The organism is Pseudomonas rustica, assembly GCF_018336155.1.
In the GTDB taxonomy this organism is placed as follows: domain Bacteria; phylum Pseudomonadota; class Gammaproteobacteria; order Pseudomonadales; family Pseudomonadaceae; genus Aquipseudomonas; species Aquipseudomonas rustica.
Map to the genome: position 1 here is coordinate 497,134 of NZ_JAGYHF010000003.1, position 22,831 is coordinate 519,964.

At 58.1% G+C, this 22,831-nt stretch carries 24 protein-coding genes and 1 tRNA gene; 18 read left to right on the top strand and 7 right to left on the bottom strand.

What is annotated here, in order from left to right; all coding sequences use genetic code 11:
- Nucleotides 1–415: 415 nt before the first annotated feature.
- The 4 genes from KFS80_RS07750 to KFS80_RS07765 are packed head-to-tail and all read left to right on the top strand — an operon-like array spanning nt 416 to nt 5,990.
- Nucleotides 416–3,247 carry a xanthine dehydrogenase family protein molybdopterin-binding subunit gene (locus KFS80_RS07750; protein ID WP_212544412.1) on the top strand — a complete coding sequence of 944 codons (2,832 nt, stop codon included), beginning with the start codon at nt 416–418 and terminating at the stop codon, nt 3,245–3,247.
- Nucleotides 3,240–3,779 carry a (2Fe-2S)-binding protein gene (locus tag KFS80_RS07755; RefSeq protein WP_053118958.1) on the top strand — a complete coding sequence of 180 codons (540 nt, stop codon included), beginning with the start codon at nt 3,240–3,242 and terminating at the stop codon, nt 3,777–3,779. Before KFS80_RS07750 ends, KFS80_RS07755 begins: the two co-directional genes overlap by 8 nt.
- A 2-nt stretch (nt 3,780–3,781) precedes the next feature.
- Nucleotides 3,782–5,017: a c-type cytochrome gene (locus KFS80_RS07760; RefSeq protein ID WP_053118960.1), complete on the top strand. Its 1,236-nt coding sequence runs from the start codon at nt 3,782–3,784 to the stop codon at nt 5,015–5,017.
- 1 nt (nt 5,018) lies between these two features.
- A complete protein-coding gene (locus tag KFS80_RS07765; RefSeq protein ID WP_212544413.1) occupies nt 5,019–5,990 on the top strand; it encodes an XdhC family protein in 972 nt (323 codons plus the stop codon).
- A gap of 149 nt (nt 5,991–6,139) precedes the next feature.
- Here KFS80_RS07765 and KFS80_RS07770 read toward each other — a convergent pair whose 3' ends face one another.
- Nucleotides 6,140–7,423, bottom strand: a complete 1,284-nt coding sequence (locus KFS80_RS07770) for an NAD(P)/FAD-dependent oxidoreductase (protein WP_212544414.1) — start codon at nt 7,421–7,423, stop codon at nt 6,140–6,142.
- Between the two features lie 183 nt (nt 7,424–7,606).
- Here KFS80_RS07770 and KFS80_RS07775 point away from each other — a divergent pair.
- Nucleotides 7,607–7,683 (top strand) — tRNA-Val (locus tag KFS80_RS07775).
- An 822-nt stretch (nt 7,684–8,505) separates the two neighbouring features.
- Nucleotides 8,506–8,961 (top strand): DUF2214 family protein, encoded by a 456-nt coding sequence (locus KFS80_RS07780; RefSeq protein WP_053118966.1) that lies wholly within the window; start codon nt 8,506–8,508, stop codon nt 8,959–8,961.
- A 220-nt stretch (nt 8,962–9,181) separates the two neighbouring features.
- On the opposite strand, the gene csrA is transcribed toward KFS80_RS07780, so the two are convergent.
- Entirely contained in the window at nt 9,182–9,376 is a 195-nt protein-coding gene (gene csrA / locus KFS80_RS07785; RefSeq protein ID WP_003179932.1) for a carbon storage regulator CsrA, read from the bottom strand.
- 250 nt (nt 9,377–9,626) lie between these two features.
- Here csrA and KFS80_RS07790 point away from each other — a divergent pair, with 250 nt between their 5' ends.
- Nucleotides 9,627–9,995, top strand: coding sequence for a sporulation protein (locus KFS80_RS07790; RefSeq protein ID WP_053118968.1), 369 nt, complete (start codon nt 9,627–9,629; stop codon nt 9,993–9,995).
- An 86-nt stretch (nt 9,996–10,081) separates the two neighbouring features.
- Entirely contained in the window at nt 10,082–10,981 is a 900-nt protein-coding gene (locus tag KFS80_RS07795) for a siderophore-interacting protein (RefSeq protein ID WP_212544415.1), read from the top strand.
- A 54-nt stretch (nt 10,982–11,035) separates the two neighbouring features.
- Here the strand turns inward: KFS80_RS07795 and KFS80_RS07800 are convergent, their stop codons facing one another.
- The 3 genes from KFS80_RS07800 to KFS80_RS07810 all read right to left on the bottom strand — a co-directional run bounded on the left by KFS80_RS07800 (nt 11,036) and on the right by KFS80_RS07810 (nt 13,288).
- Nucleotides 11,036–11,728, bottom strand: a complete 693-nt coding sequence (locus KFS80_RS07800) for an endonuclease (RefSeq protein ID WP_212544416.1) — start codon at nt 11,726–11,728, stop codon at nt 11,036–11,038.
- A gap of 4 nt (nt 11,729–11,732) precedes the next feature.
- Nucleotides 11,733–12,002, bottom strand: a complete 270-nt coding sequence (locus KFS80_RS07805; RefSeq protein WP_371262368.1) for a DUF1654 domain-containing protein — start codon at nt 12,000–12,002, stop codon at nt 11,733–11,735.
- 197 nt (nt 12,003–12,199) lie between these two features.
- On the bottom strand, nt 12,200–13,288 hold the full coding sequence (locus KFS80_RS07810; RefSeq protein ID WP_159814875.1) for an asparaginase: 1,089 nt from the start codon (nt 13,286–13,288) through the stop codon (nt 12,200–12,202).
- A 350-nt stretch (nt 13,289–13,638) separates the two neighbouring features.
- Here KFS80_RS07810 and KFS80_RS07815 point away from each other — a divergent pair, with 350 nt between their 5' ends.
- From KFS80_RS07815 to KFS80_RS07850, 8 genes are all read left to right on the top strand, one after another.
- A complete protein-coding gene (locus KFS80_RS07815; protein ID WP_212544417.1) occupies nt 13,639–14,085 on the top strand; it encodes a hypothetical protein in 447 nt (148 codons plus the stop codon).
- Between the two features lie 197 nt (nt 14,086–14,282).
- Nucleotides 14,283–15,239 carry a sugar ABC transporter substrate-binding protein gene (locus KFS80_RS07820; RefSeq protein ID WP_212544418.1) on the top strand — a complete coding sequence of 319 codons (957 nt, stop codon included), beginning with the start codon at nt 14,283–14,285 and terminating at the stop codon, nt 15,237–15,239.
- Between the two features lie 56 nt (nt 15,240–15,295).
- Nucleotides 15,296–16,849 carry a sugar ABC transporter ATP-binding protein gene (locus tag KFS80_RS07825; protein ID WP_212544419.1) on the top strand — a complete coding sequence of 518 codons (1,554 nt, stop codon included), beginning with the start codon at nt 15,296–15,298 and terminating at the stop codon, nt 16,847–16,849.
- Nucleotides 16,846–17,823 carry an ABC transporter permease gene (locus tag KFS80_RS07830; RefSeq protein WP_053118984.1) on the top strand — a complete coding sequence of 326 codons (978 nt, stop codon included), beginning with the start codon at nt 16,846–16,848 and terminating at the stop codon, nt 17,821–17,823. Before KFS80_RS07825 ends, KFS80_RS07830 begins: the two co-directional genes overlap by 4 nt.
- A 9-nt stretch (nt 17,824–17,832) precedes the next feature.
- On the top strand, nt 17,833–18,852 hold the full coding sequence (locus KFS80_RS07835; protein WP_212544420.1) for a LacI family DNA-binding transcriptional regulator: 1,020 nt from the start codon (nt 17,833–17,835) through the stop codon (nt 18,850–18,852).
- A 24-nt stretch (nt 18,853–18,876) separates the two neighbouring features.
- Nucleotides 18,877–19,794 carry a ribokinase gene (gene rbsK, locus KFS80_RS07840; RefSeq protein WP_212544421.1) on the top strand — a complete coding sequence of 306 codons (918 nt, stop codon included), beginning with the start codon at nt 18,877–18,879 and terminating at the stop codon, nt 19,792–19,794.
- The gene (gene rbsD / locus KFS80_RS07845) at nt 19,791–20,195 is read left to right on the top strand and encodes a D-ribose pyranase (protein WP_212544422.1); all 405 of its coding nucleotides are present in this window, start codon (nt 19,791–19,793) and stop codon (nt 20,193–20,195) included. Before rbsK ends, rbsD begins: the two co-directional genes overlap by 4 nt.
- 31 nt (nt 20,196–20,226) lie before the next feature.
- The gene (locus KFS80_RS07850) at nt 20,227–21,255 is read left to right on the top strand and encodes a nucleoside hydrolase (RefSeq protein ID WP_212544423.1); all 1,029 of its coding nucleotides are present in this window, start codon (nt 20,227–20,229) and stop codon (nt 21,253–21,255) included.
- Nucleotides 21,256–21,403: 148 nt separating this feature from the next.
- Here KFS80_RS07850 and KFS80_RS07855 read toward each other — a convergent pair whose 3' ends face one another.
- On the bottom strand, nt 21,404–21,610 hold the full coding sequence (locus tag KFS80_RS07855) for a hypothetical protein (protein WP_212544424.1): 207 nt from the start codon (nt 21,608–21,610) through the stop codon (nt 21,404–21,406).
- A 132-nt stretch (nt 21,611–21,742) separates the two neighbouring features.
- On the opposite strand from KFS80_RS07855, the gene KFS80_RS07860 reads away from it, so the two are divergent.
- Both KFS80_RS07860 and KFS80_RS07865 read left to right on the top strand, forming a co-directional pair.
- Entirely contained in the window at nt 21,743–22,048 is a 306-nt protein-coding gene (locus KFS80_RS07860) for a hypothetical protein (RefSeq protein WP_159814881.1), read from the top strand.
- Nucleotides 22,049–22,215: 167 nt separating this feature from the next.
- Nucleotides 22,216–22,533: an I78 family peptidase inhibitor gene (locus KFS80_RS07865; RefSeq protein WP_212544425.1), complete on the top strand. Its 318-nt coding sequence runs from the start codon at nt 22,216–22,218 to the stop codon at nt 22,531–22,533.
- A gap of 72 nt (nt 22,534–22,605) precedes the next feature.
- Here KFS80_RS07865 and KFS80_RS07870 read toward each other — a convergent pair whose 3' ends face one another.
- Complete coding sequence (locus tag KFS80_RS07870) at nt 22,606–22,818, bottom strand: cold-shock protein (protein ID WP_003179963.1); 213 nt, start codon at nt 22,816–22,818, stop codon at nt 22,606–22,608.
- Between the last annotated feature and the right edge of the window lie 13 nt (nt 22,819–22,831).

Sequence of the window (22,831 nt, forward strand, 5' to 3'; positions counted from 1 at the left end):
GGAATCGATAGCAAAGTCCCTGGTCGAAAGACCGGGGTTTTTTGTGTCTGAAATTTGACCTCCGCTCCCATCACGCAACCCGGCTCCCTGTAGGAGCTGCGGCACGCTGTGATCTTTTGATCTTGATCGTAAAAAACAGGATTAAAAGATCGCAGCCTCGTTTCACTCGACAGCTCCTACAAGGGATGCCTGTAACCATCCTGCGGTGCCACGTCGCATTGTCTTTTTTGATTCTTTAGTCAGAAATTTGTATCTGGTTGTTTGCTGCGAGCGCAGAAACCTTTAAAGTTAACCTTTCGGTCAGCTTTGCACTGTCATTTCGTCCTTCGTTTAGCCAAGAAGGGCTTCTGCAAGACTCGAGATTCCCCAGTAGATAACCAGAAGGGCGGATGTATAACCGTCCAGAGGATGATCCATGTCCAACCGTGAAATAACCCGGCGCTCGTTCCTCCAGGGCGGGCTGGTGGCGGGTGTGAGCGTCACGCTTACGCCGCTCAGCACCCAGACGCTGGCTGCCTTGATGGAAAACAGCGTGACCGTGCCGTCCGAAAAATGGCTCGGCAACAATGGCAAAGCGCGCCAGCGTAACGATGCCTTGTCGAAAGTCTGCGGCAGCAAAGTCTTTGCCCGCGACATCCGTTCCAAGGACATGCCGGGCTGGCCCGAGCAGCAAGGCCACGCCATGCTGCTGAAAACCATCAAGGCCGACCATATCTATGCCGGCTACGACCTGTCGTGGCTTGGCGCCGATCTGCAGCCTGACCGCATCGTCACCGCTGCCGATCTGGACAAGGACGGTATCGTCTTCCCTGAGGAACATGCGCCGGATCCGCTGCTGCCTGAAGGCAAAGTGCCGATGTTCATCGGTCACCCGGTAGCGATCCTGATCTGGAACGACTTCGAGCGTTTCCGTCAGGCCAAGAACAAACTCAAATTCAATGACAAAGCGATTCGTTACGGCGCCAAAGTGCCGTTCTACGAAGGCGATCCCTACGGCAGCTTCCGCTACGTGCGCGTGGGCGGCCCGACCTCGGCAGATGAAGATGAATTCGCCAGCCTCAAGGATTCGATCCTGTTCCCAATGCTGAAAAACCGTCGCCCGGTGTGGAATTCCCAGCCGAACCTGCACGGTAATCTCACCGAGCGTGGCCTGTTCTACGCCGATCGCATGAAGGGGCAGATCAACACGCCGCCGGACAACTGGCTGGTGTTCGATGAGCGCTACAAGACGCCGTCGATCGAGCCGGCCGCCATGGAGCCGGACAACGGCAACGGCTGGTACGACCCGAAAACCAAGACCCTGCATTTCGTGGTGGCTACCCAGTGCCCATTAGAAGCGGCGACCGAGACCGCGAAAATGATTTCGCCGTCGCGCTTCGGCCTGGACAATCTGAACATGCACCCGGGTTACACCGTGGGTTACGGTTCCAAAGACCACAACATCTTCGTTTACTACGCAGCTCTCGCTGCGCTGTACGGCGCCGGTGTGCCAGTGCGTCTGGCGAACGACCGTTACGAGCAGTTCCAGAGCGGCATCAAGCGTCACCCGTTCGACATTCGCTACCAGTTGGCCGTGGACAAGAACGATCAGACCTTCAAGGTTTTCCTCGCTGACATGAGCGTCGACGGCGGTGGCCGGATCAACTACAGCCCGTCAGTAGCCGCTGTGGGCGCCACGGCTGCGCAGTCGATTTACTACATGCCGCAGAACGACCTTCAAGTCACCGCGTATCACTCGCGAGGTGTTGAAGCGGGTTCGATGCGCGGTTACGGCACCCTGCAAAGCATGGCGGCGACCGAAATGATGGTCGACGAAATCGCCGATCGCCTGAACGTCGATGCCATTGAACTGCGCCGCAAGAACGCGCTGCGTTCGGGGATGAAAAACACCCAGGGCGCGATCCCGGCCGGTGCTCTGCGTTTGCACGAGATTCTCGACAAGGCCGCTGCACACGAAGTCTGGAAAAACCGCGACGCGATCAAGAAACAACGCGAAGCCGCTGACCCGGATAACTGGTACGGCGTTGGTTTCGCCATCTGCCAGAAAGACTTTGGCACCGGTTCTGAAGCGCCGATGGCCAGCATCGAATTCACCGCTGACGGTCGCATCACCTTGCGCCACATCGGTATCGAAATCGGCACCGGCATGTCCACTTCGCAAGCCTTGGTCGTCGCCGATTTCCTCGGCAGCCCGGCCCACGAAGTGAAGACTGGCGAAACCGAATGGAAGGAAATGCAGCTGATCACCAGCGGCAACCCTTACATCATGAGCCAGGCCGACCAGGATAACCTGCTGCGCAACCCGCGCTGGGTCGGCAAGTTGGCCTCGGCGTCGTCCGCGACCAACTCGGCTTACTACTTCAGTCACGCCACCCGTGAAGCAGCCCGCGTGTTGTTCAACAACGGTTTGTGGCCGGCGGCCATGGAGATCTGGCGTCAGGGCCCTTACGGCGGCCAAGCCAACCCATACGTTGTGCGTCGCGAAGATGCGCACTGGGTGGATGGCAAGCTGACTGCCAACGGCATGCAGCCGCTGACCTTCGAAGAACTGGCCAAGCACGCTCACGAACGTGGTCTGGTCACCGGCGCCACCGTTCATGCGTTCAACCGCTGGAGCTGGGCTGAGGCCGAATACAGCATCGACGGCGTGCGCGAGCGTCTGCCGCTCGACGGTCTGGCGGTGAAATACGGTGATGGTGCGCCGAAAGCCAAGAAAGCGTTGATGACCACGTCTGGTTTCCATCTGCTGGATCGCCAGAACATCAACTACCCGGTTGTTCAGTTGAACAACGCTGCCGTGACTTACTACAGCCCGGTCGCCACGCTGGTCGAGCTGAAGGTCAACAAAGGCTCGCTGGATGTTGAAGTGCTCAACCACCATTCGTGGGTCGAGTGCGGTCGTGTGTTGGTTGAAGAATTGGTCAAGGGCCAGCTCGAAGGCGGTATCGCCATGGGCATCGGTCACGCACTGATGGAAGAGATGCCGCTGTACGAAGGCGGGCCGGGGGAGGGTGACTGGAACTTCAACCGTTACCGTCTGCCGATGGCGCGTCACGTTGCCGTGTGGAAACAGACGTCGGAGATTCTCCCGGCACTGTCGCCGAGCGATCCGTCCAAAGGCATCGCTGAAGTGGTGATGATCCCGGTTGTCGGGGCCATCGGTAACGCCGTGGCGCATGCCATCGGTAAACGTGTTCGCGATCTGCCTATCACTCCAGCGCGCATCAAGGAGGCCCTCAATGGCTAACCGTCCGCTTCAACTGACCCTCAATGGTCAATCCGTCGGCCCGGTGGACATCCCTGATGACCTGCCGATGATCGACTATCTGCACGAATACAAAAACCTCACCGGCTCGCGTCTGGGCTGCGGTCAAGGCATCTGCCACGCTTGCGTGGTGATTGTCGATAACCCGGACGGCACCAGCGAAGAAGTGCGCACCTGCATCACCGGCGCGCATTACTTCGAAGGCAAGAAAGTCCGCACCATCGAATCCCACGCCAAGCGTGACGAAGCGGGCCAGGTCACTGAGCTGAACCCGATCCAGCAACGTTTCGTTGATGAGTTCGCCTTCCAGTGCAGCTACTGCGCGCCAGGCTTCGTCAACGCCGCGACCGTGCTGGTCGAGAAGCTGCAACGCCAGCCGACCGTGCAAAGCAAACTCGAGCAAGTCATCGAAGACAGCCTCGGCCATCACATCTGCCGTTGCACCGGGTACGTGCGTTACTACAACGCCACCCGCAACGTGCTGACCGATCTCGGCCTGGTCAAGGAGGGTTAAGCATGAAGCTTTTTCTGACCCGACTGACCCTGGCGGTCGGTCTGGCTGCGCCGGTGTTGTTTGCTCACGCCGATGATCAGGTCAAACGCGGCGAGTATCTGGCTCGCGGCGCTGACTGCATGGCGTGCCACACTGCACCGGGCGGCGCGCCGTTTGCCGGCGGGCTGCCGATCGTCTCGCCGTTCGGCACGATCTACGGCACCAACATCACGCCGAGCAAAGAGCACGGCATCGGTTTGTACAACGATGACGAGTTCTTCGCCGCGCTGACCGAAGGCAAGCGTCGCGACGGTGCGAACCTGTATCCGGCGATGCCATACACCTCGTATCACCTGATGCCGCGCGAAGATTCGGACGCGATCCATGCGTACCTGAAAACCATCGAGCCGATCGAGCGCGCAGCACCGGTCACCAGTTTGAGCTTTCCGTTCAACGTGCGTCTGGGCCTGATGGGCTGGAACGTGCTGTACGGCAAAGCACTGAAGCTGGAGCCGGCCGAAGGCAAAAGTGAAGCGTGGAAGCGCGGCCAATACATGGTCGAAGTCCTCGGCCACTGCGGCGAATGCCACACGCCACGCGGCCTGCCGGGCGCGATGGAACTGGACAAACGCCTGACGGGCGGCATCCTCAATGGTTATCTGGCGCCAAGCCTGCTGGCCACTGATCTGGCCGCGCGCGGCTGGAACGAACAGGATCTGAGCACGTTCCTCAAGCACGGCATGAGCGCGCAAGGCACGATGTTCAACGAGATGTTCCCGGTATTCCATAACAGCACTCAGGGTCTGAGCGATCAGGATCTGGCGGCGATGGCGACGTTCCTGCTTGGCGACAAACCGCCGGCAGCCAAAGCGCTGGTTGAAGTGCCGGTCGAGAAACTCAGCGCCAGTGCCCAGCGCGGTCAGCAGGAATACCTGAACGTCTGCGCCGGTTGCCATGCGGTCGGTGGCGAAGGCAAACCGCACATCGCGGTGGCCATGCGCGGCAACACCACGCTGCGTCTGGAAGACCCGCGCAACCTGCTGCGCGTGATCGAGGACGGTATTGGCGAACAGAAATTCTCTGGCTTCGAACGCATGCAGCCGATGCCGGGTTTCGCCGACAAACTCAAGCCTGAACAACTGACTGATCTGCTCAACTACCTGCGTCAAGGTTGGGGTGGTCAGTCGGCTGAACTGGCAGTGAGCGACGTGCAGAAGCTGCAAGCTGACGCACCGTCCATCGAGCACAAGGCGCACTGACATGCAGCATCTCGATCTGCAAGTGGTTCGGCGAGCGCTGGAGTGGTCGGTGGCGGGGCAGCGCATTTGGCTCTGCACCGTGCTGACCACCTACGGCTCGGCGCCGCGCGCGCCGGGTTCGCTGCTGGCGGTGAACGAAGGCGGGCAGTGGATCGGGTCGCTGTCGGGTGGCTGCGTCGAGGAAGACTTTCTCGAGCGCGTCGCCGAAGGTGCGTTTCTCGATGCGATCAACGTCGTGCGTTATGGCGAAGGCGACGATCCGCGCTCGCGGGTCAGCCTGCCGTGCGGCGGCATTCTCGACGTACTGGTTGAGAAATTTGACGCTGACTGCGAGGTGCAGGCGCATCTGCGTGAGTTGGAATTGGCGCTGCTTGGTCAGCGTCGTTTGATTCGCGAGGTCGATCTGGCCAGCGGTGCACGCAGTCTGTTCGCTGATCGCGAGCAGGGTGCGCGCATCGAGCGTGAGATTGATCGGGTGCGTATCCGCATCGGCGCGGCGCAACGTTTGTTGCTCGCCGGCTATTCTAGCGTCGCGCAGGCGTGTGCCGAATTTGCTGTCGGTCTCGGCTTTGAAGTGATTCTCTGCGATCCGCGCGATGAAGTGCTTGAAGGTGTGGTGCTCAATGGCGTGGAAATTCGTCGGCAACTGCCATCGGTGTTTATTGCCGATGGTGGCTGCCACCGTGATACGGCGGTGGTGGCCCTGACCCACGATCCGCGCATTGACGATCTGGCGATGATGGAGGCAGTGCGTACCGAAGCGTTCTACATTGGCGTGATGGGTTCGCTGCAGACATCGCAGAAACGCTTTGAGCGCCTGCGCCGGATTGGCGGGCTGGGGGAGAGTGAGTTGGCGCGAATTCATGCGCCGATCGGGCTTAACCTTGGCAGCAAGACGCCGGCGGAGATTGCCTTGGCGGTACTCGCCGATATCCTGCGGATTCGTAGCGGTATCGCCCGCGACCAGCTCTGATCCGGAGCCTGTCGAAATCTATTGTGGTGAGGGGATTTAGCGAAACGTCGCACCGCCCCGATGGACTGCGTAGCAGTCCCATTTTTTGGGGCCGCTGCGCGACCCATCGGGGATAAATCCCCTCACCACAGGGTTTCCATAGCTCGAATTTAAAAACCGTACTTATCCCGCAACCCGTAATACCAAGCCCCCAACGCCGCAAACGGCGTGCGCAACATCTGCCCGCCCGGGAACGGGTAGTGCGGCAAATCCGCAAACGCATCAAAACGCTCAGCCTGACCGCGCAATGCCTCAGCCAATACCTTGCCCGCCAGATGCGTGTACGTCACGCCATGACCGCTGCAGCCCTGCGAGTAATAGATGTTGTCACCCAGCCGCCCAACCTGCGGTAAACGCGACAAGGTCAGCAGGAAGTTTCCTGTCCAGGCGTAATCAATCTTCACATCCTTGAGCTGCGGAAACGCCTTGAGCATTTTCGGACGGATGATCGCCTCGATGTTCGCCGGATCCCGGGCGCCGTAAACAACACCGCCGCCGAAGATCAGACGCTTGTCGCCGGTCAGTCGGTAATAGTCGAGCAAGTAGTTGCAGTCCTCGACGCAGTAATCCTGCGGCAACAGCGCTTTCGCTAGCTCATCACCCAGCGGCTCGGTGGTGATCACCTGCGTACCGCACGGCATCGACTTCGCTGCCAGTTCCGGCACCAGATTGCCGAGGTAAGCGTTGCCCGCAACGATGATGAACTTGGCCCGCACCTTGCCCTGCGGCGTATGCACGACCGGGTTAGCGCCGCGCTCTATACGCACAGCGGGCGATTGCTCATAAATGCTGCCGCCCAACGACTCCACAGCGGCCGCTTCGCCTAGCGCGAGGTTCAGCGGATGAATGTGCCCGCCGCTCATGTCGAGCATGCCGCCGACATATTGATCACACGCCACCACTTCGCGAATGCGGCGCTGATCCAGCAGTTCAAGCTGCGTATGGCCAAAGCGCTCCCACAGGCGCTTCTGCGATTCCAGATGAACCATCTGCTTGGCAGTCAGCGCGGCAAACACGCCGCCGTCCTTCAAGTCGCACTGAATGTTGTACTTGGCCACACGCTCACGAATGATCCGCCCACCTTCGAACGCCATCTGCCCGAGCAGTTGCGCCTGCTTCGGCCCGACGCTGCGCTCGATCACATCGATGTCACGGCTATAACTGTTAACGATCTGCCCGCCATTGCGCCCCGACGCGCCGAAACCGACCTTAGCCGCTTCCAGCACCGTCACGCGAAAACCGTTCTCCAGCAGAAACAACGCCGAGGACAGCCCGGTGTACCCGGCGCCGATCACACAGACGTCCGTCTCCACGTCATCCTGCAAAACAGGGCGGGGCGGTACTGCATTGGCCGACGCAGCGTAATAGGACTCTGGGTAAGGGGTGTTCGCCATCCTGCAGCCTCTGTTTAATATATTTTACGAGTGCATCGATCCTACCCGAGTTGAAAAACCTCCGCCAGCCACCGGAAAATCCTCGTCGCCGACTCGAAATTAAATATTTTGCATATTCATAGGGTTAGGTGAAAAAAAGGTGTTGACACCCCTCCGGAATTCCGTAGAATGCCGCCTCACAGCAGGCACGTAGCTCAGTTGGTTAGAGCACCACCTTGACATGGTGGGGGTCGTTGGTTCGAGTCCAATCGCGCCTACCAAACAAAATCCGCTCTGCTGGGCGGTCTAGAAGGGCTCACCGAAAGGTGGGCCCTTTTTTGTTGTCTGCGATCTGCAAAAACTTTTGCAAAGCCCGTTTTGGAGCGATGATCTTCGCCAATTCTGACTGCTGCCACAGACAGATCCAGTCGATTATTTACTCTACGCTGCAAACCCAGCGATGGTTATGCCGGTAGGGCGCTCGGATGAATGCAACGTCTGATACCAGAGTCATGCCGCGTTGCTGGAGAGCTTCGGTCAGTTGTACGAGTGTCTCTGCTTCGATAGTCATTACTGCACCTCGTCAGATTTACTGCGTTCACAATTCTTGACCGAATGCCGAATCAGGTAATTCATTTTTTCTGCCTGAGTGAGTTGTTCGGCGTGGAAAGTGATTAAGTCGAATGCAGTCGACCTTTCCAAGGAATCTGCTCCGGGGTTGCTCGTAAAAACTGGTCGAGATTGTGAATCTATAAATTCGAACCAATCCTTGGTAAGCGATCACCGTTCGTCGCCGAGGCCATGAAAAATAATTCGTATATTGAATGGGTTACGGTTTTATTTAACCAACCGGTTATCAAAAACACCTTGTTACAGACTGTGAATTTCAGTAACATCCGCTCCGCGTTCACCACCACGGTTTATGCATTTTTAAATCCCAAGCTTCCATCAGCTGCTTGGGATTTTTTTTGCCTGCGATTTGGCTTTTCCCTTCTTCGTGCGCAAGGACGTAACAAGTCCTACAGATCTGTGCGAGCAAACCCCTACTTTTTCGACTACTACTGACTGGCCGATTTCCGACTCTTGCTGAGGGGAGTGTCTCGATGCTGGTTCACTGGTTTCTTGCAGCGGTTCATCTACTGGCGTTTGCCCTGGGCTTCTGGGCGGTACTGACGCGCGGGACGGCGTTCAGTCGACTCGCTGCCGGAACCGGAGAGGTGAAGCGGGTTTTGCTCGCTGACAATCTATGGGGTGTCTCTGCGTTGATCCTGCTGATCACCGGCGGGATGCGGGCCTTCGGTGGGTATGAAAAAGGCACCGACTATTACCTGCATCAGCCGCTGTTCCATCTGAAGATGACGCTGTTTGTGCTGATTCTGCTGATGGAGCTCGCGCCGATGATTACGTTGATCAAATGGCGGATCGCTTTGGCAAAGGGCAAGCCGATTGATACCGGGCGGGCAAAAATCTATGCACGAATCAGTCACGCTGAAGCGCTATTGCTGGTGCTGATGGTTGTCGCCGCAACAGGAATGGCGCGAGGGGTGACGTTCGGCTAGGAGGGCGGATTCCCCGTGCTCTCTCGGAAACGTCCGACATCCAGCCTTAAGATTGGCGGGTAGTATCGGATTCAACAGAGGGCAGGGTGGATCAAGCGGGGCGGGAAAGCATATCAAGCGCCGTGGCCAACGAAGTGGGGGTGGATGGCAGGACGGCGCATGAATCTTTAGCCAGTCATTGCGTTCGGGCAAGCTAACTGGCTACTGACTGCTGTGAGGCTCAGGGCGTTTGTGGCTTGTCCGGTGCGGTCAGGCCAGCTTGAATGCGCTGATAGATCTCTTCACGGTGTACGGCAACGTTCTTTGGAGCGTTGATGCCGATGCGAACCTGTTGGCCGCTTACGCCCAGAATGGTGATCGTAATGTCATCACCAATGTTTATGCTTTCACCGACTTTGCGGGTGAGTATCAGCATGGTCTTCTCCTTGATTGCTTTGTAGGGCACCTGATTCAGACAGTGCAGAGGTCGGTGGTACGTATAGATTAGTGCGAAGTCTCACAGTTTGGGTGCCTCTTTCTGACGCGCAGATGCGGCATTAATTCCCAGGGCGTAACTATACAGAGGCTGCAATCATCATTCTCGTTGTTTTGTGCCCATTTTGCGGGGCTCGCGAAGTATTTTTGAATGTTAAGATCGCGCCTTTGAGAATTTCGAGGAAAGCGTTGTGCGCAAATTGGTCTGGATGGTCGCGGCACTGGTATTGGCCGGGTGTGGTGAAGGCAAAAACGTTGAGGCACCGAAACCACAAACGGCAGCAGTGACGGCGCCAGCAGCGGCGGCTGCACCGCAATGGGATCTCGAAGTGCGCGGCGAAACCCCGCAGGCTGTCAGCGACCTGAGCGGCTGGTTGATCGAGCACGCTTTCATCCCGACGGTGATCAAAGACAGCAGCGGCAAACCGCGCATTCTGATCGGCCCGTTCAACTCGCAAGCCGACGCCGAAGCGCGAAAAGTAGAAGTGGATGCGGCATTGGTAAAAGCCAAGAAACAAAATATTGAATCGGTGGTGATCGAACACCCGATCACGCCGTAAGCCTGCCTTTCAGCGGAGCGTCCTAAAGGTCATCGGATCAGGCTCGTCTTATAGGAGTCAGTCACGATTTCCCAAGGGAGCTCCGCATGGCCTCCAACCCCTACAAGCTGTTCGATGTCACCCTGCAACGCAAAACCCAACTGAGCCCGCACATGATGCGGATCACCCTGGCCCATCCCTCGGTCAACGACATGGCCACTTGGGCACCGGATCAGCGGGTAAAACTGTTTTTCCCTGCGGCCGACGGTTCGCCGGCCAGACTGGCTCAAGGTGAAGGCTGGTACGCGCGCTTCAAGGCCATGATCGCCGATCGACGTCCGGCGATGCGCACTTACACCATTCGCCACTTGCGCGCCGAACAAGGCGAAGTGGATATCGATTTCGTCCTCCATGGTGAAACCGGCCCGGCCTCGCGTTGGGCACTTCGTGCGCAGCCGGGGGATTCGATGCAGATCCTTGCGCCCGTCCGGCGCTTCTCGGCCAATGACGCTGGGGGCTTCGAATGGAAACCGCCGCAAATCCTCCATCAGGTTCTGCTGGTCGCCGACGGCACCGCGTTGCCGGCTGCCATGGGTATTCTTGATGTGTTGGTCGCGAAAGCCGCTCCGCCCCAGACTCAAGCGTTCTTTGAAGTCGACAGCGCTCAGGACATGCTGCCGGTGCCCGATTGGCCGGGGCTGACGGTACAGTGGCTGATCCGCGAGAAAACCACCGCAGGTACATTGATGGTTGAGGCGGTGCAAAAAGCCGTCCCGCCCATCAACACCCCAAACGTCGGCCAGGCTGTGGAGCTCGCCGAGGTTGATATCGACAAAGAAATACTCTGGGAAATCGCCGAAACCGCCGCCGACGGTTTTTACGGCTGGATCGCTGGAGAAAGCGCGGCAGTGATGAGCTTGCGCAGGTACCTGATCAAAGACTGTGGCATCCCGCGCGAGTCGCTCAATCTGATGGGTTACTGGCGCTACAACAAGGCCGGCAGCTAGCCACAAAAAAGGCCTCGAACATCACGTTCGAGGCCTTTTCTTTTGCGCGTTCGATCAACCGCAGGCTTTCATGTTCACCGGGCCGACAAACTCATTGCCGCGCCCCATCACGCACGCCACGCTTTGATTGCGTTGACGCTCCCAGTCTTGCACCGGGTAAGTCTTGTCCCACGCTTCATACAATTGCCGATCCTGTTTCGAAATGCGTAAGCCGTATTGCTTGCTCATATAGAAATAGGTGCGGGCGATCATGCCGCGAATCGATGGGCGGGGCATGACCTTCTTTGCTTTGAAATCGACCTGGGTCAGGCACGAACCGTATTGACCGGATTGCACCGGCAACCAGCCGTAGCTGAAGTTGCTGCGGTCGCCGTTGACCTCGCCAATGCTCGGCACCAGGTTGTGCAAATCGGCTTCAGCCTTCTGATAGGTCGGGTCGTAGCGCGTGCAATTCTTGCGGCCGCCGTCCTGCCAGCATTGGCGCTGATGGCCAATCTGCCAGGCCGGGACGATGTGTTCCCATTCGATGCGCGACGCACGCTTGGCGTTCTTGCGCGGGACGTAACCGCAGGCCTTCAAATCCACTTTGTTACCGGTGTATTTGCACCCGCAATAAAACTCCGTGGACTGCGGCGCGTAGAGCTTCCACGCAGCCTTCTTGGCTTCAGAAAACGTGCGTGGCGCTCCGGCCTGGGCGCCAAAAGCGATGAACGACAACAACAGCAAAACAAAACAGCGGACACTCATTAAATCAATCTTCCTTCGGCACAACCCAAAAAATCTGCACGCCACCATCGTCGCGATAGGCGAGGGTAACGTTGTCGTTCTCGTCGATTTCCTCAAGCAAACGCTCCCAGTCATCCATCGGCTCGTCCGGCAGACGGAAGATCAGTGCGGCTTTGGCTTTTTGTGCGGTAGGGGAATTGATGATCTTTTGAACGCGCATACCCATGCGTTCAAAGGCGTCAGGAGCATCAGGGGAGGTGGCCACGAGGTTATCCTTATTAAGCTGTACGTGCATACAGTATTTAACTGTAGGCATTTTCGCAACTGCTTAAAATTCAAGAAAATCCTCTGACAGCGGTTTTTTGATTTTAATGTGAGGCGAGTCTATTTTTTTGTAGGAAAAATGCAGAAGGTTGTGAGCGACACACCACTCGCCCGGTAAACGAGTGGTGTGAAGTGTGCCCGATCAAGAGAAGACCGGGCGAAGGTCAATCAGTATTCCCAGAACATCCGTTGCAGCTCTTTGCTGTCGTTGGTTTTGGTCAACGCGACCATCGCCAGAATGCGGGCTTTCTGTGGGTTCAGGTCGTGAGCAACCACCCAGTCGTACTTGTCGTCAGGCTGTTCGGCGTTGCGCAGAACAAAACCGCCGGCGTTGACGTGGGACGAACGAATGATTTGCACGCCTTCCTTGCGCAGCTCTTGCAGCGCTGGCACCACGCGGGAAGACACCGAACCGTTGCCCGTGCCGGCATGGATGATTGCTTTGGCGCCGGATTGGGCCAGGGCTTTGTAGGCTGTATCGCTTACGTTGCCGTAGGAATAGGCGATTTCTACGTCAGGCAGGCTCTTGATGTTCTTGATGTCGAATTCCGAATCCATGGTGTGACGCTTGGCTGGCAAGCGGAACCAGTAGGATTTGCCTTCAACGACCATACCCAGCGGGCCCCAGGCGCTTTTGAATGCTTCGGTCTTGATGTTGATCATTTTGCTGACGTCGCGGCCCGACTGGATCTCGTCGTTCATGGTCACCAGTACGCCTTTGCCGCGCGCGTCTTTGCTGCTGGCCACGGCCACGGCGTTGTACAGGTTGAGCATGCCATCGGCGGACATGGCGGTGCCTGGGCGCATCGAACCGACAACGATGATCGGCTTGTCAGTCTTCTCGACCAGGTTCAGGAAGTACGCGGTTTCTTCGAGGGTGTCGGTACCGTGGGTGATGACGATGCCGTCGACGTCTTTGCTGTCAGCCAGTTCGGCGACGCGACGACCGAGTTGCAGCAGGTTGTCGTTGGTGATGCTTTCGGACGCGATCTGCATGACTTGTTCGCCACGCACGTTCGCCAGTTTGCTCAGCTCCGGAATGCCGGCGATCAGTTGCTCGACGCCTACCTTGGCGGCCTGATAAGTCGCGCTGTTGGCAGCGCTGGCGCCCGCGCCGGCAATGGTGCCGCCCGTGGCAAGCACTACGACGTTGGCGAGTTTGGTCTGGGTTTCGACTTCTTTTGCCTGAAGGGCGGTGGGCAGGAGCATGAGGAGGGCCAAAGCGCCCGGAACCAAAGTGTTGAAAGCAGATTTCATTATTTTTCTCTCTAGTAGTGAGACGGTGCTGATGCAGGTTCATCTAGATGCGCCCCGGCCGATCTGGATGCCGGGGTGCAGGGGTAGGGAGCAGGATCTGTACCATTCGTACTGTGCGGGCGAAAAATGTTTAAGTTTATGATTTATATCAGTATTTATTCGATCGATAGCGTGTCGTAACCAAGTGCATATCCGGCTTTCCGAACGGAACGGACTTTTATGTTCGGCTCACCGAAAAGCATGGCGGTGTTGATTGCCTGTCGGGAGTCCGACGTTTCCAGCGTCTTATTAAAGAAAGCGTCAGGCAGGCCGATGCCTGTTCAAGGAATCAATTTTTTCAGGAGTTTCACATGACACTGACAGTCGGTTTTGCCAACCCCGGCGCGGTCACCATCGGTGGTAAAACGGCGGCAACGATCGATGCGCTGGCCAAAGCGGATGCAGAAGCGTCACCCAATGCAGTGGGCAAGGAAGAGGCTGATAGCAAAACGGTGAGAACCGGCGGGCCGGCGCAGGAAGAGAGCAAGGCTGAAAGCGGCGGCAATCAAAGCGTCACCGTGAAACTGCTGCTCAAACGCCTGCAGGAATTGCAAAAGCAGTTGCAGGAACAACAGCAACAATTGGCTGCCGCGCAAGCTGCGAGTTATCCAACTCCGGAGGCCAAGTCGACCATCGTCATGTCGATTCAAGGACAGATCGCCGATACCAACGCTGCACTTTTGGAAGTGGCCGGCAGTCTGGTCAAAGAGTTGGCCAAAGGTTCGAGCACCGGCAGCGTGGTCAGTACCACGGCGTGAGAGGAGGGCGAGTCCGATGACTTGCCCTGCCGCAAAATACTATTTTCTGTTTATTGACAAATGTCGGCGGGATTCGCATAGTTCGGTCTACGCAAACGTTTGCGCGGCTTTATCGGCTGGTTTCCCTTGCAGGCAGACCACGCAGCTTACGTCAGCGCAACCTTTGCTCACAATAATCATAAGATCGGAGTGAACCCATGAAGCTGCCATTCGCTGGACGTCTTCTTGCTGTCGCTATGCTGGCTGCCACCACCGCCGCGCTACCTGTCTCTTCGGCGTTCGCCGAATCTGTCGAAAAACCTAAAGTCGCACTGGTCATGAAATCCCTGGCCAACGAATTCTTCCTGACCATGGAAGACGGCGCCAAGGCCTACCAGAAAGAACACTCCGCCGATTTCGACCTGATCTCCAACGGCATCAAGGATGAAACCGACACCGCCGGCCAGACGCGCATCGTCGAGCAGATGATTCTCGCCAAGGTCAACGCATTGGTGATCGCGCCGTCTGACTCCAAGGCCATGGTGCCGGTAATCAAGAAAGCCGTCGACGCCGGTATTACCGTGATCAACATCGACAATCAGCTTGATCCGGCAATCGTCAAAAGCAAAAACATCAGCGTGCCTTTCGTAGGCCCGGACAACCGTAAAGGCGCGCGTCTGGTCGGTGAATACCTGGCCAAGCAGCTCAAGGCCGGTGACGAAGTCGGCATTATTGAAGGTGTGTCGACGACCACCAACGCCCAGCAACGAACCGCGGGCTTCAAGGACGCGATGGACGCGGCGCAGATCAAAGTGGTGTCGCTGCAATCCGGCGACTGGGAAATCGACAAGGGCAACAAGGTTGCCGCCTCGATCCTCAGCGAATACCCGGACGTAAAAGCACTGCTGGCCGGTAACGACAGCATGGCCGTTGGCGCCGTTTCCGCCGTACGTGCCGCCGGCAAGGCTGGTCAGGTGCAGGTCGTTGGTTACGACAACATCAACGCGATCAAGCCGATGCTGAAGGACGGTCGTGTGCTCGCCACCGCTGACCAGTTCGCTGCCAAACAAGCTGTATTCGGCATCGAGACTGCGCTGAAAATCATCAAAGGCGAGAAAGTCGACAGCGGCACGAATGGCGTGATCGAAACGCCGGTCGAGCTGGTCACCCAGTAAGTCTTCTGGCGGCACAACGGCGCTCGTCCGTCCGGGCGAGCGCATGGAGAGTTTTTATGTCAGTTTCCGCCCCGAACGCTGTCCTCTCGGTCAGCGGTATCGGTAAGACCTATGCGCAACCGGTGCTGACCGGCATCGAGTTGACGCTGATGCGCGGTGAAGTGCTGGCGCTGACCGGCGAGAATGGCGCCGGCAAAAGCACCTTGTCGAAAATCATTGGCGGACTGGTCACTCCGACCACCGGCCAGATGCAGTTTCAGGGCAAGGACTATCGCCCGGGCAGTCGTACTCAGGCCGAAGAGCTTGGCGTACGCATGGTCATGCAAGAACTCAATTTGTTGCCGACCTTGTCGGTGGCGGAGAACCTGTTTCTCGACAACTTGCCGAGCAACGGTGGCTGGATCAGTCGCAAGCAACTGCGTAAAGCGGCGATCGAAGCCATGGCGCAAGTCGGCCTCGACGCGATCGATCCGGACACACTGGTCGGCGAGTTGGGCATCGGTCATCAGCAGATGGTTGAAATCGCCCGCAACCTGATCGGCGATTGCCATGTGCTGATTCTCGATGAGCCGACCGCGATGCTGACGGCGCGCGAAGTCGAAATGCTCTTTGAGCAGATCACCCGATTGCAAGCGCGCGGCGTCTCGATCATCTACATTTCCCATCGCCTCGAAGAGCTTGCCCGTGTGGCGCAGCGCATTGCCGTGCTGCGTGACGGCAATCTGGTCTGCGTCGAGCCGATGGCCAATTACAACAGCGAGCAACTGGTCACGCTGATGGTCGGCCGCGAGCTGGGCGAGCATATTGATATGGGCGCGCGCAATATTGGCGAGCCGGCGTTAACGGTCACCGGCCTGACTCGCTCCGACAAGGTTCGCGATGTTTCCTTCGAAGTGCGCGCCGGCGAGATCTACGGGATTTCCGGATTGATCGGGGCAGGGCGCACGGAATTGCTGCGGCTGATCTTCGGTGCGGATCTGGCCGACAGCGGCACCATCGCCCTCGGTTCGCCCGCCAAAGTAGTCAGCGTGCGTTCGCCGGTTGATGCGGTGCGCAACGGTATCGCGCTGATCACCGAAGATCGCAAGGGCGAAGGGCTGCTGCTCAGTCAGTCGATCAGCGCCAACATCGCACTGGGCAACATGCCGGAAATTTCCAGTGGCGGTGTCGTCAATAACAGCGACGAAATCGCCTTGGCCAAGCGTCAGATCGACGCCATGCGCATCCGCAGTTCGAGCCCGACACAGCTTGTTTCAGAGTTGTCCGGTGGCAACCAGCAGAAGGTGGTGATCGGCCGTTGGCTGGAGCGCGATTGCTCGGTACTGCTGTTCGACGAGCCAACCCGAGGCATCGACGTCGGCGCCAAATTCGACATTTATGCATTGCTCGGCGAATTGACTCGCCAGGGCAAAGCGCTGGTGGTGGTCTCCAGTGATCTGCGTGAGTTGATGCTGATCTGCGACCGCATCGGTGTGCTGTCGGCGGGGCGCCTGATCGACACCTTCGAGCGTGACAGCTGGACTCAGGATGATTTGCTTGCCGCCGCATTCGCCGGCTACCAAAAACGTGATGCGTTGCTCAACGAAGCGGCGCCTAGGGATCTCCCATGAAAACTGCATCTCCTGCCAGCAAACGTAGTGGCAATTTCTACGGTCTGGGCACTTATCTGGGCCTGGCCGGGGCTTTGCTGGCGATGATTGCGCTGTTCTCGGTCTTGAGCAGCCATTTTCTGTCCTATAACACTTTCAGCACGTTGGCCAACCAGATTCCGGACTTGATGGTGCTGGCGGTCGGCATGACGTTCGTGCTGATCATCGGCGGCATCGACCTCTCAGTGGGCTCGGTGCTGGCGCTGGCGGCGTCGACGGTCAGCGTGGCGATTCTCGGTTGGGGCTGGGGTGTATTGCCTTCGGCGTTGCTCGGCATGGCAGTGGCAGCACTGGCCGGTACCGTCACCGGTTCGATCACCGTGGCCTGGCGTATTCCGTCGTTCATCGTCTCCCTCGGTGTGCTGGAAATGGCTCGGGGTCTGGCCTATCAGATGACCGGGTCGCGCACCGCGTACATCGGTGACTCGTTCGCCTGGCTGTCGAATCCGGTGGCGTTCGGTATCTCGCCGTCGTTCATCATCGCTTTGCTGGTAATCATCATTGCCCAAGCAGTTTTGACCCGCACCGTGTTCGGTCGCTACCTGATCGGCATCGGCACCAACGAAGAGGCCGTGCGCCTCGCCGGGATCAATCCGAAGCCGTACAAGATTCTGGTGTTCAGCCTGATGGGGTTGCTGGCCGGTATCGCGGCGCTGTTTCAGATTTCGCGTCTGGAAGCGGCGGATCCGAACGCCGGTTCCGGCCTTGAGCTGCAAGTGATTGCGGCCGTGGTCATCGGCGGCACCAGCCTGATGGGCGGACGCGGTTCGGTGATCAGCACGTTCTTTGGCGTATTGATCATCTCGGTGCTGGCGGCCGGTCTGGCGCAAATTGGCGCGAGCGAGCCGACCAAGCGCATCATCACCGGTGCGGTGATCGTCATTGCCGTGGTGCTCGACACTTATCGCAGTCAACGCGCCAGTCGACGGGGCTGAGAAAGACTTATGGCAACGATCAAGGATGTGGCGGCGCTCGCGGGGATTTCCTACACGACCGTGTCCCATGTGGTGAACAAAACCCGGCCAGTCAGCCAGGAAGTGCGACTGAAAGTCGAGGCGGCGATCAAAAGCCTCGACTACGTGCCGAGTGCCGTGGCGCGCTCACTGAAAGCCAAAACCACTGCGACCATCGGCTTGCTGGTGCCGAACAGTCTCAACCCGTACTTCGCCGAGCTGGCGCGGGGCATCGAGGATTATTGCGAGCGTAACGGCTACTGCGTGATCCTCTGCAACTCCGACGACAACCCGGAGAAGCAGCGCAGTTATTTACGCGTGCTGCTGGAAAAACGCATCGACGGTTTGATCGTCGCCTCCGCCGGGGGTGACAGCGGTCTGGCGCAAGGCTTGGCCGGCGTTAAAACGCCGATGGTCATCGTCGACCGGGGACTGGACGGTGTCGACGCGGATCTGGTGCGCATCGACCACGAATACGGCGCTTACCTCGCGACTCGCCACCTGTTGGAATTGGGCCATCGCGACATCGCCACCATCGGTGGGCCGGCGACTACCAGCGTGGCGCAGATGCGTCAGGCCGGTTATTGCCGAGCGCTGAAAGAGGCCGGTATCGAAGTCCGGCAGCAACGCATGCTGGAAAGCGATTTCACCAGCACCGGCGGCTACAACGCCGCGGCGATCCTGCTCGAAAGCAATCCGCCGAGCGCGATTTTCGCCGGTAACGACATGATCGGTATCGGCGTGTTGCGTGCGGCGGCTGAGCGCAACGTGCGCGTGCCGAGCGAGTTGTCGGTGATCGGCTTCGACGATATCCAGATGAGCCGTTACGTGTACCCGGCGCTGACCACCGTCGGCCAGTCGATCCTGCAATTGGGCGAGATGGCGGCCGAAGTACTGCTGCGAAGGATTGCCACCCCGAATCTGGGCACCGATCAACGCATCGTGACCCCGAGTATTGTCCTGCGCGAATCGACCGCGCCGCTGTCCGGCGTGTTCACCGAATACCGCTGAAACCGAATTGACGAGTAGTGATGTATGCCAGCAAATGTAGTGGTAATAGGCAGCCTGAACATGGATCTGGTGACCCGGGCGCCACGCCTTCCCGTCGGCGGTGAAACGCTGATCGGTCATTCCTTCGCCACGGTTTCCGGCGGCAAGGGCGCCAATCAGGCCGTCGCTGCTGCCCGGTTGGGCGCGCAGGTGGCGATGGTCGGTTGCGTGGGCAGCGATGACTATGGCGTGCAATTGCGCGACGCCTTGCTGGCCGAGCAGATCGATTGCCAGGCTGTGAGTGTGGTCGAGGATTCCAGTGGTGTGGCGTTGATCGTGGTCGATGACAACAGTCAGAACGCGATTGTTATCGTCGCGGGTGCTAATGGCGCGATGACGCCTGCAGTGATCGACCAGTTCGATGCGGTGTTGCAGGCGGCCGACGTGGTCATCTGCCAACTGGAAATTCCCGACGCAACCGTGGGCCATGCGCTCAAACGTGCCCGCGCACTCCGCAAAACCGTGATCCTCAATCCGGCACCGGCTAGCCGCCCGCTGCCCGCTGACTGGTTCACCGCCATTGATTACCTGATTCCCAATGAAAGCGAAGCGACCGCGTTGAGTGGATTGCCGGTGGACTCGCTGGAGTCCGCAGAAAAAGCGGCCAGCCACCTGATCGCCATGGGCGCGGGCAAAGTCATCATCACCCTCGGCGCGCAAGGTTCGCTGTTCGCCAACGGTCAAAGCTTTGAGCATTTCCCCGCGCCGAAAGTGAAAGCCGTCGACACAACAGCGGCGGGGGACACCTTCGTCGGCGGTTTCGCCGCTGCGCTGGCCACGGGCAAATCCGAGGCCGAAGCGATTCGTTACGGGCAGATTGCCGCCGCGCTGTCGGTCACTCGCGCTGGCGCGCAACCGTCCATTCCCACCCAATCCGACGTACAGGCGTTTAAACCCGCATGAAAAAGACTCCTCTGCTCAACGTCGCCCTGTCGCGACTGATCGCCTCCCTGGGCCATGGCGACATGGTCGTCATCGGTGACGCCGGGCTGCCGGTGCCGTCGGGTGTCGAGCTGATCGATCTGGCGCTGACCCATGGCGTACCGGATTTCGTCAGCACGTTGAAAGTCGTACTCAGCGAGATGCAGGTGGAAAGCCATGCGCTGGCTAAAGAAATTTTCGACAAGCAACCGACGGCGCTGAATACGCTGGACGCGTTGAACGAAGAGGGCGCTTTGGGGCGCCGCGATCTGCTCAGTCATGAGCAATTCAAGGTGCTTAGCCGACAGGCGCGAGCGATTGTTCGTACGGGCGAATGCCAGCCGTACTGCAACATCGTGCTGGTCGCCGGGGTCACCTTCTAACTTTTGATTTCACCAGCACAAGGAATGCGCCATGCAACGCTATGCTCAGAAACTGCACCATTTGCTCCGGAGTCTGCTGCTTTTGTCCGTCATCACTGCCACCGGCGCTCAGGCGGCGGAAAAAATCGACCTGATCATCGACACCGACCCGGGTGCTGACGACGTGGTCGCTTTGCTGTTCGCACTGGCCTCGCCAGAAGAACTGAACATTCGCGCGCTGACCACCGTTGCCGGCAACGTGCGTCTCGACAAAACCTCGCGTAATGCACGTCTGGCTCGCGAGTGGGCAGGGCGCGAGGATGTGCCGGTTTACGCCGGTGCGCCAAAGCCGCTGATGCGCACGCCGATCTACGCCGAAAACATCCATGGCAAGGAAGGCCTGTCGGGTGTCACCGTGCATGAGCCGAAAAAAGGCTTGGCGCAAGGCAATGCTGTCAACTACTTGATCGATACCCTGAAGAGCGCCAAGCCGCACAGCATCACCATCGCCATGCTCGGCCCGCAGACTAACCTGGCGCTGGCGTTGATCCAGGAGCCCGAGATTGTGCAGGGCATCAAGGAAGTGGTGATCATGGGCGGCGCGCACTTCAATGGCGGCAACATCACCCCGGTGGCCGAATTCAACCTGTTTGCCGATCCGCAAGCGGCTGAAGTGGTACTCAAAAGCGGCTTGAAACTGACCTACTTGCCGCTGGATGTGACCCACAAGATCCTCACCAGTGACGCACGCCTGAAGCAGATCGCTGCGCTCAACAACAATGCGAGCAAGATTGTTGGCGACATCCTCAACGAGTACATCAAGGGCGACATGGAGCATTACGGTATTCCGGGTGGCCCGGTGCATGACGCTACCGTCATCGCTTACCTGCTCAAGCCTGAGCTGTTCACCGGTCGTTCGGTGAATGTCGTGGTTGATAGCCGTGAAGGCCCGACTTTCGGCCAGACCGTTGTTGACTGGTATGACGGCCTGAAAGCGCCGAAAAATGCCTTCTGGGTTGAAAACGGTGACGCTCAGGGCTTCTTCGACTTGCTGACCGAGCGCCTGAAGCGTCTGAAATAAAGCATTCGCGCTCGCAGAAGGCGCGTCGTCGGTAAGGCCGTCTTCGCGAGCAAGCTCAGCTCCTACAAATTCACGCAGTTTTGTAGGAGCCGAGCTTGCTCGCGAAGAGGCCCGCACAGACGCCCTAAACCTTTACTCCAGCGAGAGTTCACGCCTTCTCTGCTTGCTCGGCTTTTTCAGTCGGGTAACGCTCAAAAATCTGCTTGATGAATTGCTTGGCCGCTTCCGTGCCCAGCTCTTTGACCAATAAATCGATCCCGATCAGCGCCAATTCTTCCGTCGTCCCCGGACTATAGGAGCTGTGTCCGTCTGCCCATTTGGCTTTGATGTCGGCGTCGATGCTGATGGTGGTCATGAGGTGCGCTCGAAAAGTCGAAAAGTCTATGTGCCGAGTTAACCATTTTGTCGGGCGTTTGGCACTGCGACTTAGGCATGAGCGGAGCGCTATGCGACACTTGGTCTTTTCCGACTTTCCAAGGATCGTGCTGTGCAGATCGATTTGAATACCCCTGACGGCCTTACGCTCGACGCGGTGCGCCAGTTGCTCGCTTCAGCCAGTGATGACGAACATACGCAACTGCGCGTAACCAAGGGCGGCATCGCTTACCTTTCTTCGGGCATTACCGGTGGGCAGGATATCGACGGACTGTTGTTTCGCCTCGAAACCTGGGCCAAGGGCTCGGGCTATGTGGGCAATGTCGCGGCCAGTGATGAGGTCTGGGTGATGCAGATTTTCAACGCGCTCAAGGATAACTGGCCGAATCCGCCGTTTGACTACATCGACGTCTATTGAGCGCCGTTAATATTTAGTCACGATTGATTGATGAAGACATGAACGCCGCTCAGGCACACTCGGCGTTTTTCCGATCGTGGGGCAGGGTGATGGCATCGGCCGTGAAACCAAACGCCGGAATGGCGGTCGCACGATCTCAGCTTAACTTTTTGAAATAAGGAGGCTTCATGCCTTTGAAGTTCGCGACACTGGGTGCACTTATGGCCGCTGCCATGTTGGCCGGTTGCAGCACGACCTCCAGCGAGTCGGCAAAGGATTCCGTGGCGACCGAAGCGGGTCGCAGCCGCTGTGATGCTTCGGCAGCGCAATTCACCATCGGCAAGAAAGCCTCGCCGGAACTGCTGGAGCAAGCCCGCACCAAAGCAGGCGCGCAGAATGCCCGCTTCCTCAAGCCGAACGACATGATCACGCTTGAGTACCGTTCCGATCGCTTGAACCTGAACACCGACAACAACCTGGTGATCACCCGCGTCAACTGCGGTTGATTTCACAAGGCTTTTGTTGCAGGCATAAAAAACCCCGTCACATGGACGGGGTTTTTTTAGTGCACCGAGAAATTACTCTGGGCGAACCTGTGCAGCTTGCATACCCTTTTGGCCTTTCTCAGCCACGAAGGAGACGGTCTGGCCTTCTTTCAGGCTTTTGAAACCGTCGGATTCGATAGCTTTGAAGTGTACGAACAGGTCGTCACCGCCACCTTGAGGAGTGATGAAGCCGAAGCCTTTTTCATCGTTGAACCATTTAACGGTGCCGGTTTGGCGATTAGACATGGTGTATCTCCAA